This window comes from Streptomyces caelestis, assembly GCF_001279005.1.
Taxonomy (GTDB): domain Bacteria; phylum Actinomycetota; class Actinomycetes; order Streptomycetales; family Streptomycetaceae; genus Streptomyces; species Streptomyces heliomycini.
In genome coordinates this window covers 22,250-38,349 of record NZ_LGCN01000233.1, presented here as the reverse complement: position 1 = coordinate 38,349, position 16,100 = coordinate 22,250, and the positions used below count along the sequence as shown (strand labels likewise).

9 protein-coding genes and 4 pseudogenes are annotated in these 16,100 nt (G+C 69.6%); 3 read left to right on the top strand and 10 right to left on the bottom strand.

Features of this window, described 5'->3' with window-relative positions:
- The 4 genes from ADK41_RS30650 to ADK41_RS43570 all read right to left on the bottom strand — a co-directional run.
- A partial coding sequence (locus tag ADK41_RS30650) for a beta-ketoacyl synthase N-terminal-like domain-containing protein (RefSeq protein WP_159043995.1) occupies positions 1-2,499 on the bottom strand: 2,499 nt, incomplete at its 3' end.
- A 231-nt stretch (positions 2,500-2,730) separates the two neighbouring features.
- Positions 2,731-3,840, bottom strand: a complete 1,110-nt coding sequence (locus tag ADK41_RS30645) for an arylcarboxylate reductase (protein ID WP_051843608.1) — start codon at positions 3,838-3,840, stop codon at positions 2,731-2,733.
- Between the two features lies 1 nt (position 3,841).
- Positions 3,842-4,813: an ACP S-malonyltransferase gene (locus ADK41_RS30640; protein WP_030835818.1), complete on the bottom strand. Its 972-nt coding sequence runs from the start codon at positions 4,811-4,813 to the stop codon at positions 3,842-3,844.
- A gap of 327 nt (positions 4,814-5,140) precedes the next feature.
- Positions 5,141-5,557 (bottom strand): site-specific integrase, encoded by a 417-nt coding sequence (locus ADK41_RS43570; RefSeq protein WP_030835815.1) that lies wholly within the window; start codon positions 5,555-5,557, stop codon positions 5,141-5,143.
- A 61-nt stretch (positions 5,558-5,618) separates the two neighbouring features.
- On the opposite strand from ADK41_RS43570, the pseudogene ADK41_RS40040 reads away from it, so the two are divergent.
- A pseudogene (locus ADK41_RS40040) lies at positions 5,619-6,333 on the top strand (IS5 family transposase); the annotation flags it as partial.
- 160 nt (positions 6,334-6,493) lie between these two features.
- Here the strand turns inward: ADK41_RS40040 and ADK41_RS43565 are convergent.
- From ADK41_RS43565 to ADK41_RS30615, 5 genes and pseudogenes are all read right to left on the bottom strand, one after another.
- Positions 6,494-7,489, bottom strand: a pseudogene (locus ADK41_RS43565) (LamG domain-containing protein); the annotation flags it as partial.
- Between the two features lie 1,093 nt (positions 7,490-8,582).
- Positions 8,583-9,116: a hypothetical protein gene (locus ADK41_RS43560; RefSeq protein ID WP_234319130.1), complete on the bottom strand. Its 534-nt coding sequence runs from the start codon at positions 9,114-9,116 to the stop codon at positions 8,583-8,585.
- 1,318 nt (positions 9,117-10,434) lie between these two features.
- Complete coding sequence (locus ADK41_RS43555; protein ID WP_234319129.1) at positions 10,435-10,524, bottom strand: DUF6207 family protein; 90 nt, start codon at positions 10,522-10,524, stop codon at positions 10,435-10,437.
- A gap of 449 nt (positions 10,525-10,973) precedes the next feature.
- A pseudogene (locus ADK41_RS40030) lies at positions 10,974-11,388 on the bottom strand (lamin tail domain-containing protein).
- Between the two features lie 536 nt (positions 11,389-11,924).
- Entirely contained in the window at positions 11,925-12,482 is a 558-nt protein-coding gene (locus ADK41_RS30615; RefSeq protein WP_030835812.1) for a GNAT family N-acetyltransferase, read from the bottom strand.
- A 448-nt stretch (positions 12,483-12,930) separates the two neighbouring features.
- Here ADK41_RS30615 and ADK41_RS30610 point away from each other — a divergent pair, with 448 nt between their 5' ends.
- Positions 12,931-13,329, top strand: coding sequence for a peptidase inhibitor family I36 protein (locus ADK41_RS30610; protein WP_234319126.1), 399 nt, complete (start codon positions 12,931-12,933; stop codon positions 13,327-13,329).
- 558 nt (positions 13,330-13,887) lie between these two features.
- Here ADK41_RS30610 and ADK41_RS30605 read toward each other — a convergent pair.
- Positions 13,888-14,154 (bottom strand): annotated as a pseudogene (locus ADK41_RS30605) (DUF4291 family protein); the annotation flags it as partial.
- 118 nt (positions 14,155-14,272) lie between these two features.
- Here ADK41_RS30605 and ADK41_RS30600 point away from each other — a divergent pair.
- Positions 14,273-15,766 carry an FG-GAP-like repeat-containing protein gene (locus ADK41_RS30600; protein WP_234319123.1) on the top strand — a complete coding sequence of 498 codons (1,494 nt, stop codon included), beginning with the start codon at positions 14,273-14,275 and terminating at the stop codon, positions 15,764-15,766.
- The last annotated feature ends 334 nt before the right edge of the window (positions 15,767-16,100 follow it).

The following is a 16,100-nucleotide window of genomic DNA, read 5'->3' as shown; positions in this document are numbered from 1 at the left end:
ACCATTGCTCGCACCGTCCTGGTTCACGGCGCTCCCCCGCACCACGGCCAGCACCGGGTGGCCGTTGCGACGAGCGTCCGACAACCGCTCCAGCAGCAGCACCCCCACACCCTCGGCCAGGCCGAACCCGTCGGCCTGCGCGGAGAACGCCTTGCAGCGGCCGTCGGCGGCCAGGGCGCCCTGGCTGCTGAACTCCACGAACATGCCCGGCGTCGGCATCACCGTCGCACCGCCGGCGAGCGCGAGGGCACACTCTTGGCCGCGCAGCGCCTGTACCGCGAGGTGCAGGGCCACCAGCGACGAGGAGCAGGCCGTGTCCACGGTGACGGCGGCTCCTTCGAGGCCTAGGGCGTAGGCGATGCGTCCCGAGGCGACACTGCCGGTGTTGCCGGTGAGAAGATGGCCGTTGCCGTCCGTCGCCTCGTGCAGGCGAGGGCCGTAGTCCATGGTCATCGCGCCGATGTAGACCCCGGTGCCGCTGCCGCGCAGGGTGTGCGGGTCGATCCCGGCGCGTTCGAGGGTTTCCCAGGACGTCTCCAGCAGGAGCCGCTGCTGCGGGTCCATGGCAAGGGCCTCGCGGGGCGAGATACCGAAGAACCCGGCGTCGAAGCGGCCGGCGTCGTGCAGGAACCCGGCCTCGCGCTGATAGTGGCGACCCGGCGCGACGTCCTCGGGGGCGCAGGCGCCCTCGAGGCTCCAGCCGCGGTCGCCCGGGAACGGTGTCACGGCGTCGGTGCCGTCCGTCAGGAGCCGCCACAGCCGCTCCGGGCTGTCGGCGCCACCGGGGTACCGGCAGCCCATCGCGACGATCGCCACCGCGTCGTCGTCCGTGGCCGCGGCAGCCGGGGCGAGGCCGTCGACGGCCTCCCGGTCCGTACGCCGGCCTGCCTGCGGCGAGCCGGACAGCAACTCGTCCCTCAGCACCTCGGCGAGTTGCCCCGGTGTCGGGTGGTCGAAGACGGCCGTCACGGGCAGCGTCCCGGCGCCGGTGACCGCAGCGAGGCGGTTGCGGATCTCCACCGCCGTCACGGAGTCCAGGCCAAGAGCGGTGAAGGTGGCGCTCGGATCGATGGGGCCGGTGTCGCCGAGCACGGCGGCGACCTCCTGGCTCACGAGGCGCAGCAGCCGCTCACGCTGTCCGACGATGGTGAGCCGGGCCATCTCCTCGCGGAGGGCGGCCTCGGGGACCTCCGGGGCCGCGTCGTCGTCCGCCTCGCACAGGCCGACGGGCAGTTCGGCGGGGCGGGCGCCGACCCCCGCGAAGACGGCCTCGCGGTCCGGGGTGACACCGTGGACGTACGCCTCGCCGAGCGCGGTGAGGAACCGCGCGCGCCCGCCGTGACCGCGGCGCAGCGTCGCGCCGACGTGGGCGGTGACGTCCTGTTCGGCGGCGGTCGCCTGGAGGGCGGTGGTGAGGACGGGGTGCGGGCTGATCTCCAGGAGGGTGTGGTGGCCGTCGCGCAGCAGGGCTGCGGTGGCTTCGTGGAAACGGACCGTGCCGCGCAGGTTGCGGGCCCAGTAGTCCGCGTCCAGGACCGGTTCCTGGAGCCGGTCGCCGGTGAGACCGGAGTAGTACGGCAGGCCGGCGGGCAGCGGCCGGACGGCGTCCAGGTCCGCGTGCAGACGCGGCACGATGGCGTCGATGTGCGCGGAGTGCGCGGCGAGTCCGACGGCTATACGGCGGGCATGGACGCCGTCGGCGGTGAGCCGGGCGATGAGTTCAGTTGCGGCGGCGGTGTCTCCCGACACGATCACCGAGCCCGGTCCGTTGACGGCGGCGATCCCCAACTGCCCGCTGTACTCCTCCAGTCGGTCCGTCACCTCGGCGACGGAAGCCATGACGGAGACCATCTCCCCGCGCCCGGTCAGAGTGGCCTGCGCCTGGCTCCACAGGGCGACGACACGGGCGCTGTCGTCGAGGGAGAGCACGCCGCTGACGGCCGCGGCGGAGATCTCGCCACAGCTATGTCCCAGGACCGCGGACGGCTCCACGCCGTGGTCGCGCCAGAGCCCCGCCAAGGAGACTCCGACGGCGAACAGGGCGGGCTGCACGACGTCGGGGCGTTCCAGGGCGGGCGCGCCGTCCTCGGCGCGCAGCACGTCCATCAGGGACCAGTCGACGAAGGGTTCGAGGGCCTGCGCGCAGGCGTCCATGCGGGTACGGAAACCCGGTGTGGACGCCAGGAGTCCGGCCGCCATGCCGGGCCACTGGGAGCCCTGCCCCGGGAAGACGAAAGCGACGCCGGTGCCGGGCCCGGCGGAACCCTCGACGAGACCGGGGGCTCCGTGGCCGCCGGCGAGCGCGTCGAGGCGGTCCAGGAACTCCTCCCGTCCCCGGGCCACGAGGGCGGCGCGCCGCCTGCGGGGGATCGTGGCGTGCGCGAGGGCGAGCCCGACGTCCGCCGGGCTCCACTCGGGCAGGGTGCGCAGGTGGTCGCACAGCCGTCGCGCCTGCGCCGCGAGGGCACCCCCACTGTCGCCGGACAGCGTCCACAGCATGGGGGCCCCGAGAGGGGATTCGGGCAGGTTCACGCCATGCTCCTCAGCACGCACAGGGGGACTACGGGACCGGGTTGCGGTGCAGTTGCGGGCACGGGGACGCACTCGGCTCGGCGCGCCGACGCGCCTTGACGGGTGAGAGCAGGCCAGGGTGCCGTGGCCTCATGAGGACGGGTGGCACAGAGACACAGGTGCTCCAGGTGGCACGGGTGGTACTCAGGGCGAAGGCCGTCAGTACAGGCCCTCGGGGGCGGCGCTGGCGATCTGGAGCGGACGGACGTCCGCCACGCCGTCGCAGGGCCACTCGGCGTCGAGGTGGCGTGCCGCCTGGTCGCGTTCGAGAATGTTGGGCAGGAAGAGGTCGTCGTGCAGGACGGTGAGGCGGACCTGGCCGTTCGCGCCGGGCGCGACGACGGTGCGCCAGTCGTCCTTGCGCACCACGGCCATGGTCACCTGCGGGTAGTTCGGCATGTACGGGATCGTGCCACCGCTCTCCGGTACGCCGAGGAAGGCGGCGTTGCCGAAGGTGTTGCCGTAACTGATGCCGCAGATGCCGCCATTGAGGGCGGCGCGGAAGTCACGGTACATCGCGGCGTTGATCTGGGTGCCGCTCAGCCGCGCTCCGGCGAGGGCGGCGACGCGCTCGGGCGCGCTCCTGCACAGCGCCGAGAAGAGGGCCGGGGTGGTGTTGAGGTAGTCGATGCCTCGCTGGTCCAGGGCGTCGGTGATCTGGTCCACGAGGTGGCCGGTGTAGCGCTCCACGTCGGCCGGGCGGCCTTCGCGGATGAGCCGCTTGACCCAGCGGGGATCCATGTCGATGGCGTACACCAGGCCCGCGTGCAGGTCGGCGACCTCCCAGACGCCGTGCCCGATGAGGTGCGGTCCGGTGGGTGTCGCCTGGAGCCAGCGGCGGCCGGGTGCGAATCCTTCGTGGACAAAGGACCAGCGGCGCCAGACGGCGCGGTGGTGGAGCATGGCCGGGGTGTAGTAGACGCGACAGGGCGTGCCGGTGGTGCCGCCGGTGTCCCAGACACGGCCGGCGAGCGGCCGGGGAACGTCGCGGGGCACCAGGTCCGCCGGGTCCACGCTGCGCAGGTCGGCGAGCGGGAACGGACCGAAGGCCGTCAGCTCCTCGTGACGTGTGATGTCGTACGGGTCGAAGGCGAGCCGCTCGCGGCGGCTCAGCCAGTAGGGACTTCCGGTATCGGCGTCGAAGGTGCGCCGCACGACTGTGCGGGTCCATTCGTCGATGTCGGCGTCGAGCCACTTCGATACAAGAACGTCGGGGTCGGTCACGTCATTTATTTCCGTCCCCGTCGCGAGCCCGACTCGCCGGCCCATATCAATGTCCCCACGTGCCTAAGTCGCCTCCGGAGAAGCCGATTCCCAGATCGTAGGCGGTACTGACGGCGAGTTGAATGTGCTCGGGTTTCTCCACGTGAACGACAGGGAACGGGAAATCGAGGATTCCTTCGGGAATCGCGGGACCCATGACAAGGCCGAGCCGTACGTCGTGGTCTCGCATTCCTTCGTAGATGTCGACGAGGCTGATCGGATCGGTGGAGTTCCGCTCGAACATGTCACGCACTTCGTCCGCCGTTTTCAGCTCTCCGCGTTCCAGACAGGAAAGCAGTGGAATGCGGGGTGTGGTGAACGGCATCTTCGCCACATGGGGCGCGATGAAGTCACGGAAGGGCCGGCGCAGCGGCGAGTGGACGGCGATGTTCCGGCCGGGCAGCGGAACGATCGCGCCGGAAGGGGAGTCGGCGGCCAGCCGCTCGATCGCCGCACGGTGACCGGCGAGCATGAGGATGCGCTGGGACCCGTCCGCGACAGGGCCGAAGTCACCGGCGAGGTGGACGTCCGCGGCCCCCTGCCACGGTGGTGGCGACTGTGCGTCCGCGGCCTGCACGAAGGCCAGGGCCATGCCTTCCTCGGCGGCGTCGGGGCGGGGGTCCGGGGCGTCGGCCGTCCGGGCCAACATCGTGAACAGCGACTTGCGGTCCAGGGCGCCGGCCAGGCAGCTGGCCGTCATCGCGCCGAGGCTCAGCCCGCCGACCACGTCCGGGCGCAGACCTGCCTCTGCCAGAAGGTCGTGAACGGCGATGGCGAGCGCGGTTTCGCGTATGGTGCCCGCGCTCTGCCGACGCTCCCTGCCCTCGGGCAGTTCGCCGCGCAGGATCTGTTCGGCCGTCAGGCCGGTATACCCGGATATCTCTTCGTAGAGCTGTCGTACGAGCGGTGACGCCTCATACAGTTCGATGCCGTGCGGCTCGGTCCCGACGCCACCGCCGAACAAGTACCCCAGGGGCATTCTTACTCCTGTCACACTTCAGGATGGTTCTTGCCGTGCGAGAACGAACTCAACGCCGAGTCCGAATCGCAGGTGGAGATTTCCTGCGCTTGGACAAAGGAAGTGCACGACACCCAGAACTACAACGCGCGGGACTCGGAGCGGCGAGTCGAACAGACGGCGGAACAAGGACGTCGAGAGATACGAAAAAGCTTCGATGAACCCTAGCATCGCATCCACGACGAAAGAACGGCAACTTCCCGATCCGGCCATTGCTTGGCCGAACTACCCGCCATAAGGAAAGACATGAACAAGCCAGCAACAAGCGCCCCGCAGCCTGGCACTCGTTCACTCACTCGTGTCAGGAACAGTGTCTTCCGACAACGTGCCACCTCCGTGTCCGCCCTCGGAGGTGGCACGAAGTTGTGGCCGACCGTTCGAGCGGTACCTCATCGGAGTACACACCTCGAGGACCGGAACCGGCTTCCGGCCACCCGCACCGCCCGGCGGAGTTGGCCAGTTCCCGGCCCGCTCCCCAGAGGGCCACCACTCGTCGAAGATCTCCTCGACCCGCGCCGTGAGGTAACGGCTGGTGGTCTGGATGTTGGCGTGCCGCATGATCCCCTGAACCTCGACCAGTGTCAGCGTGCCGCCGTTGGCCATGTGTGACGCTGCCGTGTGCCGAAGATCGTGCAGCGTCCGGTTCGTGCCCAGCACCTCGTTGGCCCGCTGCATCACTCGGCGCATGGCCCAATAACTGATCATTTCAGAATGACTTTGGCTCATGGGCTTGGCAGTTGGGCTGGTGGGCGGCAGAGTTCTGCAGGTGTCGGATGATCTTGTGCCTGATGATCTGTGGGATCGTGTCGCTCCGCTGCTCCCTCCTCGCACGCCGCGGCGTCGGCGGTATCCGGGTCGACTGCCGGCGGATGACCGTGCGGCTCTGCGAGGGATCGTCTATGTCCTGCGCACTGGGGTGGCCTGGGCGGACGTGCCGACCGAGACGATCGGCTGCAGCGGGGTGACGTGCTGGCGGCGCCTGCGGGACTGGACCGAGGCCGGCGTCTGGCCCCGCCTGCACGAGGTTCTCCTCGCGGAACTCCGCAGAGCCGGACTGCTGGACATGGACGACGCCGCGATCGACGGCTCGCACGTCCGGGCTCTGAAAGGAGGGCTCACACCGGACCTTCGCCGGTCGACCGCGCGAGGCCTGGCAGCAAGCGCCACCTGATCACCGACCGCCACGGAACACCCCTCGCGGTGTCGCTGACCAGCGGGAACCGGCACGACGTCACACAGCTCACGCCTCTGCTGGATGCGATCCCCCGCATCCGCGGCCTGGTCGGCCGGCCCCGTCACCGGCCACGGCAGCTGTTCGCCGACCGGGGCTACGACTACGGTGCCGTTCAGGGTCATCGTCTGGGTGGTGGTGACTTCTTCGCCGAGTTCCGGGTCGCCGGTGGTGATCTGGGTGAGCGCGGCTGCGTTGAGGGTCAGGTTGCGGCCGAAGCCGCTGGTGTCCTTCACGGTGGTGCCGGTGGTGTTGGCCAGGTCGGTGGCGTCCCACTTGGCGGTGAGGGCCGGGATGGGGTCGCCGGCGGTGCCGTCGCTGATGTCCTCGTCCTCGTGCCAGGCGTCGTGGGCGATTTCGCTGTCCGCGAGTGCACGGGACCAGGTCTTGACCTCGTCGATGGTTCCGGCGAAGTTCTCCTTGCCGGTGGCTGATGCCCACAGCCGTCCGACCTGCAGGCCTCCGGACGCCTTCCACGGGGTGGTCGTGAACGGCACGGGGTCGCCCTGGGGGGTGCCGTTGACGTAGAGCTGGATGGTATGCGCCGCGGCGTCGTAGACGCCCGCGAGGTGGGTCCAGGCGTTCAGGACGGGCGGCTTGGTGCCGGTCGAGCGGGTGATCGCGGGGCTGGCGACGTCGGTCTGGTGGCGGTTGAAGACCCAGGCGTTGTAGGCGGTCGAGTAGTACAGCTGGAAGCCGGAGGCGTTCGTTCCCGCCTGCGACAGGACGGTGTAGTTGACGTCCTTCTTGCTCAGGCGTGCCCAGGCGGAGACGGTGAAGGATTTGGTGGTGTCCAGCACCGCACCGGAGGTGGAGAGGTAGACGGTCGTGCCGTTGAGTTTCGCGGCGCCCAAGCCGCTGCGGGCCAGGGTATCCCAGGTGGTCCCCGAGGAGGTCAGGGGGTGCTGGGGGGCGGTTGTGGAGTCGGTGAGGGCGTTGTCCAGGTGCCAGATTCCGGTGGGTTTCTCGGCGCCCTTCACCAGGAAGCTGTAGTAGCCGGTGAGCGAGCTGTGCCCGGCCGCGTCGAAGCCCCAGACCTGGATGGTGTTCTCACCGGCCTGGTTCGGGGGGACCGTCTGGGTGGTGGCCGCACCCTTGGAGACGGTGATCGGCGGGGAGATGGCTCCGCTGTTCAGCTTGTACTTGTAGGCGACGACGTCGGACTGGATGCCTGCGGTGGTGGGGTTGGTGTCCGCGGGCGTGAAGGTGAACTTGCCCGGCGTGCCCACCCCGCCTGCGGCAGGGCTGGTCTCGGCGGGCTGGTAGATGCCGTCTGCGCTGGTCACCACTGGGGGTGGCGGTGAGTCGGTGTCGACGCGGAAGTAGCACCAGGACGACCAGGCCGAGTCCAGGACACCCGTGGCACCGCGGTCGGTCTTGTAGTAGGCCTGTGTCTTGACCCGCATCCGGTAGTCAGTCTGCGCCGACAGTGCACTGGTGGACGCGGTGCGGGCGGCGTTGTCGGCCACCCATGCGCCGTCCGGCGAGGCCGCATACCAGGCGCGGCTGGAGCCGTCAGCCTTCCACACCTCGAACAGGGCGCGCAGCTGGGAGTTGGATCCGTCGGCCGACTGCACCGTGGCCAGCATCTTCGGTGTGGTGTCGCTGGTGGCGAAGGGCAGCGTGGAGGCGTTGCAGGCCCGCCCCGTCGTGCCCTGCTGGACCCCGTAGGAAGTCGGCTTGCCCGGGTAGGAGACGTAGGTGACCGACAGCTTGGCGTCGTTGCGGAACCGCGCCCAGACACCGGCGTCGGACTCGTCGTGCGCGGTCAGCGAGAAGGTGATCTGCGCTGCCTTGTCGGCTGCGTGAGATGCGAGGGTGGTCGTCAGGTTCTCATTGGTCTCCTCGTCCACGTTGTCGCTGAAGCGCACCCAGTTCGCCGGCTGCGCCGGTTTACACAGGTCGCCTCGCCCGTAGGCCACGTTGCGGTCGCCCATCAGGTCCACCGCGGTGGGGCGGGTGGACCAGGTGGTGCTGGAGGAGATGGTCTTGTTGACGCGGCTCAGGTCGTACCAGTGCGGATCGCAGCTGAACGTCCACAGCTGGTAGACCTCCATCGTCGCGTCCAGGATCTTCTTGCCGTGGATCGACGACAGCGGGAACTCGAAGTACAGGCGCTGGGTGTAGGGGGTGTTCGAGCACAGGTAGCCGGCGTAGTTGGAGCAGCGGCCCACGCCCTTGTCCCCGCTGAACTCCCAGAACTTGTCGCCGTCCGAGGAGAGCGCCGTCCAGTCGCCCAGCGAGATGCCCTTGGTCGGCGGGTCGATGTAGAGCGGGAAGACCGTGTCCTCGCCATGCAGCAGAGCCGGATCGGGCTCGATCTCCAGGGTGGTGCCAATGATCTTGAGCGGAAGTTCGGCTGCCGCGTCCCCACTGCCGGGGCCTTCCGAAGGAGCCGGCTCGCCCTTGGCCTCGGGCAGCAGGGTCTCCCCCGCTTCACCCTTTGTCTGGGCTGAGGAGGCAGTACGGGCAGACTGCGTGGTAACCGCAGCCGGAGTGTCACATCCGCCCCACCGGGCTTTCGAAGACGGGCGTGCCGTCGCCGTTGCGCGCGACGAAACCGCCGTCGGCCGTCGGGGCGATGTCCAGGCCGGTTCCGGAGACGGTCATCCTGATCGTCGCGAGCGCCGGGTTCTGGGCCGCCTTTGCGGTCTTGACCACGAGCACCGAGGTGTAGCCGGAATCCAGCGCGGTCATTTTCAGATCGACGTCCGGGAGGACTCCGGCGTAGGTGGCGGTGCTGCCGTCGAGCAGCGGCTCGGGAAGCACGGTGGGCCGGCCCAGCTGCAGCTTGTGGCCGTCGTCCTCCAGCGTAACCAGTTTGTCCCCGCTGCCACCGCCCGAAAGGGCAAGAGCAGCCGTCGTGTTCTTGGTTTGCACCGAACCGTCGGACTCGCGCACGAGGGTGCTGTCGATGGGGGCCCAGGTACCGTCGCCCTTCTGGGCACGGACCGGAGCCGCGTTCATCTCCTGGGTGAAGGTGCCGTCCGGATTGGCGAACACCTTCGACCACTCGGTGGTGGCTGCGTCCACAGCCACCCGCTCACCGGTCTCCGCGGCCAGGGCACTCGCAGCCGTCTCCGAAGTTCCGTCAGCCGCTGCCGGAGTTTGCCCCGTACCAGCGAGCGCCGGCACGGCCCCTGCCCCGAGCACAGGAACCGCACTTCCTAAGAGCGTGAGGGCTATCACCCCGCTCCTCACGGCCCGACGCCAACCGCGCCGCCGTTGCTGCGTCAACACACGCCCCCACCCGCCCTTTTCAGATTTCCTCAGAAGAATCCGTGAAGATCATGTGACGGATAAGCAGGTCGCAAACAGTGTCGCGCATCACATTGGATCATCCGTCGAGCCGTTATGAGCAGGCCAGACAGGGCTGGCGGCATTAATGAGGAAGCTCCTGCCAAACCGCACCATGACCAAGATCCATCCTGTTCCAGATGCTTCGCGTGTGTTCAACCTTTCAGTGCAGATGAATCCGCAGCAAATGAACCGAAATGCCGCATGCGGCCAACCCGGCTGATAACCGCCTCAATCCGGTGGTAACGGTCAGCTGCCAGTGCACAAACACGCTCTGTGCGAACGGTCTGGAGACCTCGAGCGGTAATGGCACCGTCCGCCTGGCGCTGCTCCCCGGCCCCGTTGCCAGCAGAAATCCACGAATACCGCGCGACAGCCGCGTACGCCAGGTCCGCCATCCCGGGCGAGGCGCGCGAGCACGGCACCAGACCCGGCCACCCGGCTGGGGCATGCGCCAAGTCTTCTCGCGCACCGACAAGAGAGCAGCCTCTCCACCGCTGCCCTGTCTGTAGTGCTCGCACCGAGTCCGCTCATGCGCTCCGCCACCGGAGCGCACCCAGGGCAAGCCTGCCCGCTGAGGGTCTGGCCGCCAGTAGGGACAGCGCCGTAATCAAAAATGTGCTGCGTGCCGCAGCCGTCGCCGCCCTGGCCCTGCTCCCGCTGGCCGTCGCGGAGGACGACCGCCAGGGCCATGGCTTCGTACTGCCCGGCCGGCCCGGTCCAGTGGCGATCCTCGATCGCCCCGGCGGGCGACCGCCACCGCCCTTCAGTACGGCCGAGGATCGCAACCAGATAACCTGCTCGGCCCGCAGCTCCGCCCACACCTGGCGGTCGCCCTTCGAGGCGACCAAGCATCGCAACGACCTGGACGACGTTGCGGTACGTGCTCAGCTGAGGCAACACCGCTGCCTGGAGGGGCGGCTATCTCCCGATGGGCGTCCTCCAGAGGTCCTCCCGGAAACCGGGCGGGTGCAGGGCTGGCGCATGTCGAGATAACACTGCAGCCCTCCGGCTGGCCGACATCCCGACCGGTGCGCTCCGTGGACATCGTCGCTCACCGTGCGGCCAGGACTGCGTGCAAGGCGAACGCGATCTCGTTGTCGGCCGCAGCCACGTCGACCACGAACAGGCCGGACTCGGACACGTGTACATCCGCCTCATCCACCTGGAGAGATCGGAAGGGGGAGCCACCGCCCCAAAAGGTGCCGGACCCAAGCAGGGGGCACACCGACAAGACGATGGGGCGGCCGCCTGGCCACGGCCGCCGCCACAGGCGACTCCTCGTACGAGCCGCTCGCAGTGGCCATCACCCGGGCGCACAACCGCCGCCGCCAGGTCTTCGAGGTCGACGCCGGAGTGAGGAATGAGCTGGCCAAGGCCCGCAAAATCTGCGCCGACCTCTGACCTTCCCCGGTCGGCAGGGATTTGCGCGGTTGCGCGGCATCCGCCTCCCATCGCATTCCCGGCCGAGCGGCACGTCGCTTGCTCATACTGGCGGCGCGCCGCCCTGTGGAAGGGGTGGCGCGCCGTGGTGGTGTGGGTCGGGGTGTGTCGGTGCCGGGTCCTGGCTGCCGGCACTACCGGACCGGTTGGTCAGCGGTGGCCGCCGCGGTGGCGGCCCCAGGACTCGTCGTCGACGAAGCGGCCGCGGTCGTTGCGCAGGGTGGCGGTGTCGGAGTGGTTGTCCCACACGTAGTGGCGGCGGTCCTGGTAGAGGTCGGTGCGGGTGTCGCGGCCCACGCCGGTGTGGATGCGGACGGTGACCCGACCGCGCAGGCGGTAGTCGTCGAAGGTGTAGGTGCGGCCGTCCTCGTCCTTCAGGGTCCAGCCGTCCAGATTGACCGTGCGGCGGGTGTTGTTGGTGATCTCCCACCCACTCGCGGTTCAGGGAGCGGTTGGAGCGGTCGTCGCGGCCCGGGGAGTCGTACTGCACGTCGGAGATCTGCACGCTGGGCCGGTGCGGGCGGTGCTCGGCCGCCGACGTGGGCACGGTCAGGACCGCGGTCAGCGCGCCGGCACTCAGGACGGCGGCGGTCAGGCGGCGGGCGGCAATGGACTTCGACACAGGTTCTCCCCCTGCGAGGTGCGGGCACCCCCGACGTGCGCGGCGCGAAGGCCGCAGGTGTGGGGGTGTGCCTGGTGCGAATGGCGGCCGGTCGGCCGCACACGCACACCCTGCCCACCCCGCACCCGGCATGTGGACGAGACGTGAAGCCTGTTAAGGATCATCTACATCGCGGTGACTGTCCCCTGCAATATCCGTTTACACGCCGAATGCAGCAGATCGACGCCCCGTCGGGGCCGAGAACTCTTCCAGCGCTTGGCTGTGGGCCCGCAGGCGCCCTGGCGCGCCGCCCCAGGTCGCGCGGGGCCGTCACCCGAAAGTGGGTAACAGTTCCCTGCACCATCACCGTCTGCCGGACGTGTACACGCAGCTGTGCAAACGGGCTGCGGCCTCGAGCGGAGGCTCCGGCCCGGCTGCCGACCGTCGCCCTCGCATCGGACGACGGGCCCCGCTCTTTGCCTGTGCCGCCTGGGGCCGGCTCAGGGGCAGGGCATGCTCATGTAGAGCGCCTGCTCACCCTTGGAAGGGGTGCCTTCGTAGAGGGTGGTGTCGAGTCCGCAGAAGGCGAAGCCCATGCGCCGGTATGCGTGGATCGCCGGCGCATTGATGTTAGTGACCTCCAGCCAGATGTGGCCGGCACCCCGCTCGCGGGCGAACTCCCTCGCGAGCCCCATCAGCGCGCGGCCCACTCCCCTGCCCCGGTGCGGTGGGGCGACTGCGATGTCCTCGATGGTCAGCCGGCGGTTCCAGCCGGAGTACGAGACGGCGGCGAACCCGGCCAGGTCACCGGCGGCGCCGTGGGCGACGAAAGTGCGGGAGTCCGCGTCGTCCTCGTCGTCGCCGTCCGGCTCGTCCTTAGGGAACACCTTGGTCAGGGGCGGCTCCACCGGGATCTTCCGCAGCGCGAACCCCTCCTCGGTGACGGTCACCTGGAAGACGGTGTCGGTGGTGAAGGAGTCGTCCAGGGTCCTGATGGCCTCGGTGTCCTCGGCGGCGGCGATGCGGTACCGGTAAGCCGTGTCGCCCTCAGTGGTCATGGCACGACGCTACGACCGCTCCCACCGCGGCAGGACGGGTTTCGGCCGGTCCCGCCCGCGCCTGCCCGATCCAAGGCTCCAGGCCGCCGGGCACCTCACATCCCCCGCGCCCGCGGCGGTCTCGTTCCGGCCCCGGGCAGGACGCCGTGTGAAAGAGCCTGTGCCAAACGCCCTCGGCGGCCCAGGACCTTACGTCCAGCCCGCTCCTGGGAGCGCGCAGCCCGGGTGCGAAATTGTCGCTGCTGATCTTCTACCGGGGCCTCCCCCGCTTCGGCCGGGACAGAATCTTCGCCCGGACAACGGGGGCCGTCGCGGCCGCCCCGGCCTGCCGACGAGCGTGGCACCTTCGTAGCGCGGCTTGAGAAGGTGGCCTGTACTGCCTCCTCCACGCGGGTGGACCCGGGCGGCATCCGGCCGGTCGGCCGCCCGGGGCCGCTATCTCTTGGGCGTGATCAAAACCCTGATGCGCTCCGCGGCGGTCTCCGCCCTGGCCCCGCTCCCCCTGACCGCTCCTGCCCCGGCCGCCGGCGAGCCCGGCGCAGGATGCGCCGGTATCGACTACCCGTCCGGCTATGTGTGCATCTACCCCGAGATCGACTTCGGCGGGCAGCCCTGGGTACGGCGCGCCGTCGACGGCAGTGTGAAGGATCTGCCCTCCGCGATCCGTGACCGCGGCAGCTCGATCCGCAACAACTCCGACCGCACCGCCCGCGTCTACGAGAAGCACAACCACGCCGGCCGGTGGGTGTGCGTCACCCGCAGCGGCGGCTCCATCCACGACCTGCGCGGCTACAACCTCAACGACCAAACCCGCTCGTTGAAGATCAACCGCAACGACTGCGGCTGAACACCTCGGCGAGCGGACGCAAAGAAGACCCCCAGCCCTGAACAACAGGGCTGGGGGTCTTTCTCATGGAGCGCCGGGCAGGCCTTGCACCTGCATTTCCCCGCAGGAAGCGGGGCGTCTTTCCTTGGACCACCAACGCACAGCTCACCACCGGCAAAACTAGCGGCGCGCTCAAGATCCACCCTACCGCAGTCACAGCACGCCGCACACACCCGGAGGGCTTCCGCCAACCCGCCGGTCAACACCCGGCGCCGGGAGCCGTCCTTGTCCTCCCACCCGTGCGGCGCCTCCCAGGAGATGGAACACTCCGGCCGCTTGCGGCACCGGGCAAGCCGCCGGCTCACGAGGTCATCGTGCGGCCCACCGGCAGAAAGCGTCTCCGTTGCTGACACGGCACGCCGCCGAAGCGATCCTCCTACGGCTGCCCGCCCAAGTCCCCTCAGCGTCACGACGCGTGCAAGGACGACGCGTACTCACCACAGGTACACGCCGCCCTTGCGCCCCACTCCCCAGTCGATCACCCGTCTATCCGCGGCCGAACCGCTCACACAGTCCCGTCTATCGGTGTAGATGGGCCAGAGCCTCATCGCTCACGGGGTAGGGGCGTTCACCCGGCAGGAGCTGCCGGGCGAGGTCCAGCTCTCCGTCTCGCACATGGGCGTGGACCGTGCGGGCCAGCAGTGTGACATCGGTGATGGAGACGATCCACTCGTCGGCATAGAGATGTGCGGCTTCGCCGGTGAGGCCAAGCTGCAGCGATCGGTACGGAAGCGACTGGAGGTGCAGGTCGCGTTCAGGGTCCCACTGCACCCGGGCGGGAGCTTGCCCGGCCGGCGGTCCAGGCCTCGCCCAGGAAGGCGAGACGGTCGGACTTCGTCTCCACCGACTCGAACGACCGGGGAGCCCCGTCCACGCCTTGTGCGGATCGGCCTGCGCCATCGGCGTGTGCACCCTCTACGATCTTCTGACTGCGGTGCACGCCCGGTGCGGCGCGTGGGAGGGGATCCGGTTCGTGGTGAACAGACGTTTTTCTTATGGCGGTTGGAGAGCCGCGGCGTTGCTGGTCGCGGTCGTCGTGGCCGCGCCGCTGTCGGCGGCGCCGCCCGCGGCGGCCCGGCACGGGGCCGTGCCCGGCGATGTCAACGGTGACGGCTACCGCGATGCGGTACTGCCCGCGCCGGGCGCGAACGTCGCCGGCAAGGAGGGAGCCGGCGCCGTGGTCGTGCTCTACGGATCGAAGTCGGGCCTGTCGACGTCCAGGCGTGCCGTCATCACGCAGAACACCGCCGGGGTGCCGGGCTCGGCCGAGGCGCACGACGGCTTCGGCGGAGCCACCGCGACGGCCGACCTCAACCGGGACGGGTACGCGGACCTGGTGGTGTCCACCCCGTTCGAGGACACCACGCGGGGCCGGGACGTCGGCATGGTGACGGTGCTGTGGGGCGGCAAGAAAGGACTGACGTCCGGCACCGACCTGCCGGCGACGAACCCCGGCGCGTACTACGGCCTGGACGTGGCGGCGCTCAGTGCCGGCCCCGGTGCCGCAACCCAGGTGCTCGTCGGCGGGTACGAGGGGACGATGCGCTTCGCCGGGCCGTTCACCCGCAGTGGCACCTACGGTGAGGCCGTCGAGAACCGGGACACCGCGTCCGTGAACAGCGTCGCGCTGGGCGATTTCGCTGCGGGGGGCCGACCGGACGAAGTGGTCGTCACCGTCCGGCTCAGCGAGCTGAGCGGCGGGCAGGTGTACGTGAACCCGGTGCGCGGAGGTGCGCAGCAGCAGGGCAACGGTCTGATTGCGGCCGCCGGGGACGTCAACGGCGACGGGTACGACGACCTCGTCGTGGGCGATCCCGACGATCCGCAGAGCGCCGACGACGGCGCCCTCGGCGGCCGCCTGCTCCTCTGGTACGGCTCGGCGCGCGGCATCGCTTGGGAGGCCCAGCCGGTGCGGCTGACGCAGAACACCCCCGGTGTCCCCGGAGCGAGCGAGAAGGGTGACAACTTCGGTGCCGCTCTCGCCGTGGCTGACCTGAACCGGGACGGGCTGGCGGACATCGTGGTCGGCTCGCCGCTGGAGGACACGGGCAAAACCGATGCCGGGCAGGTGACGGTCATTCCCGGCCGCCAAACCGGCTCTCTCGGAACCGGCGCCTACGCCTACACGCAGGACACCGCCGGCATTCCCGGGGCCGGCGAGACCGGGGACTCCTTCGGCACCAGCGTGGCCGTCGGCGACATCAACGGGGACGGCAAGCCAGAACTCTTCCTCAGCGCCGCCGAGGAGAACACCTCGACGGGAGCGGTATGGGTCCTGCCCGGGGACACGGGCGGACCCACCACCCGAGGCAGCTACCTGATCACCGCCCCTTCCGTGGGCTTCTCCCAGCGGGATAACACCCTCCTCGGCGGCAACGGGCTCCTCGGAGTGATCTGACACGGGTCCCTGCCGGCTCGGCTCCGGGCGGACCGTGATCATCGACGGCGGGTGGTGCAGGTGTGGCGTGGTCATGAGCGGCCGGTGGTGGAACAGCTCATCCCGTGCCGGGCCGCGATCCGGCACCACCCGCGACCAGTCCCCGCAAGCGGTGATTGGTCTGCGTGACGGCGCCCATGAGGTCCAGGTACGACTCGTCCCATGGGCCATCAGTACGGCGCGGGGCTTTGCCGCGGGAGATGCCGCTGACAAGCCTCCTGTTCGTCAGCGATGCTCCAGGCGGCCCGCACGGAGTCTCATGCGCGCTGGTGGCGGCCAGCCTGGTGTAGCAGTA

Coding starts and splice junctions, on each gene's coding strand:
- ADK41_RS43570 (WP_030835815.1), bottom strand. CDS start 5,557: ATGATCAGTTATTGGGCCATGCGCCGAGTGATGCAGCGGGCCAACGAG.
- ADK41_RS30645 (WP_051843608.1), bottom strand. CDS start 3,840: ATGGGCCGGCGAGTCGGGCTCGCGACGGGGACGGAAATAAATGACGTG.
- ADK41_RS30640 (WP_030835818.1), bottom strand. CDS start 4,813: ATGCCCCTGGGGTACTTGTTCGGCGGTGGCGTCGGGACCGAGCCGCAC.
- ADK41_RS30615 (WP_030835812.1), bottom strand. CDS start 12,482: ATGACCACTGAGGGCGACACGGCTTACCGGTACCGCATCGCCGCCGCC.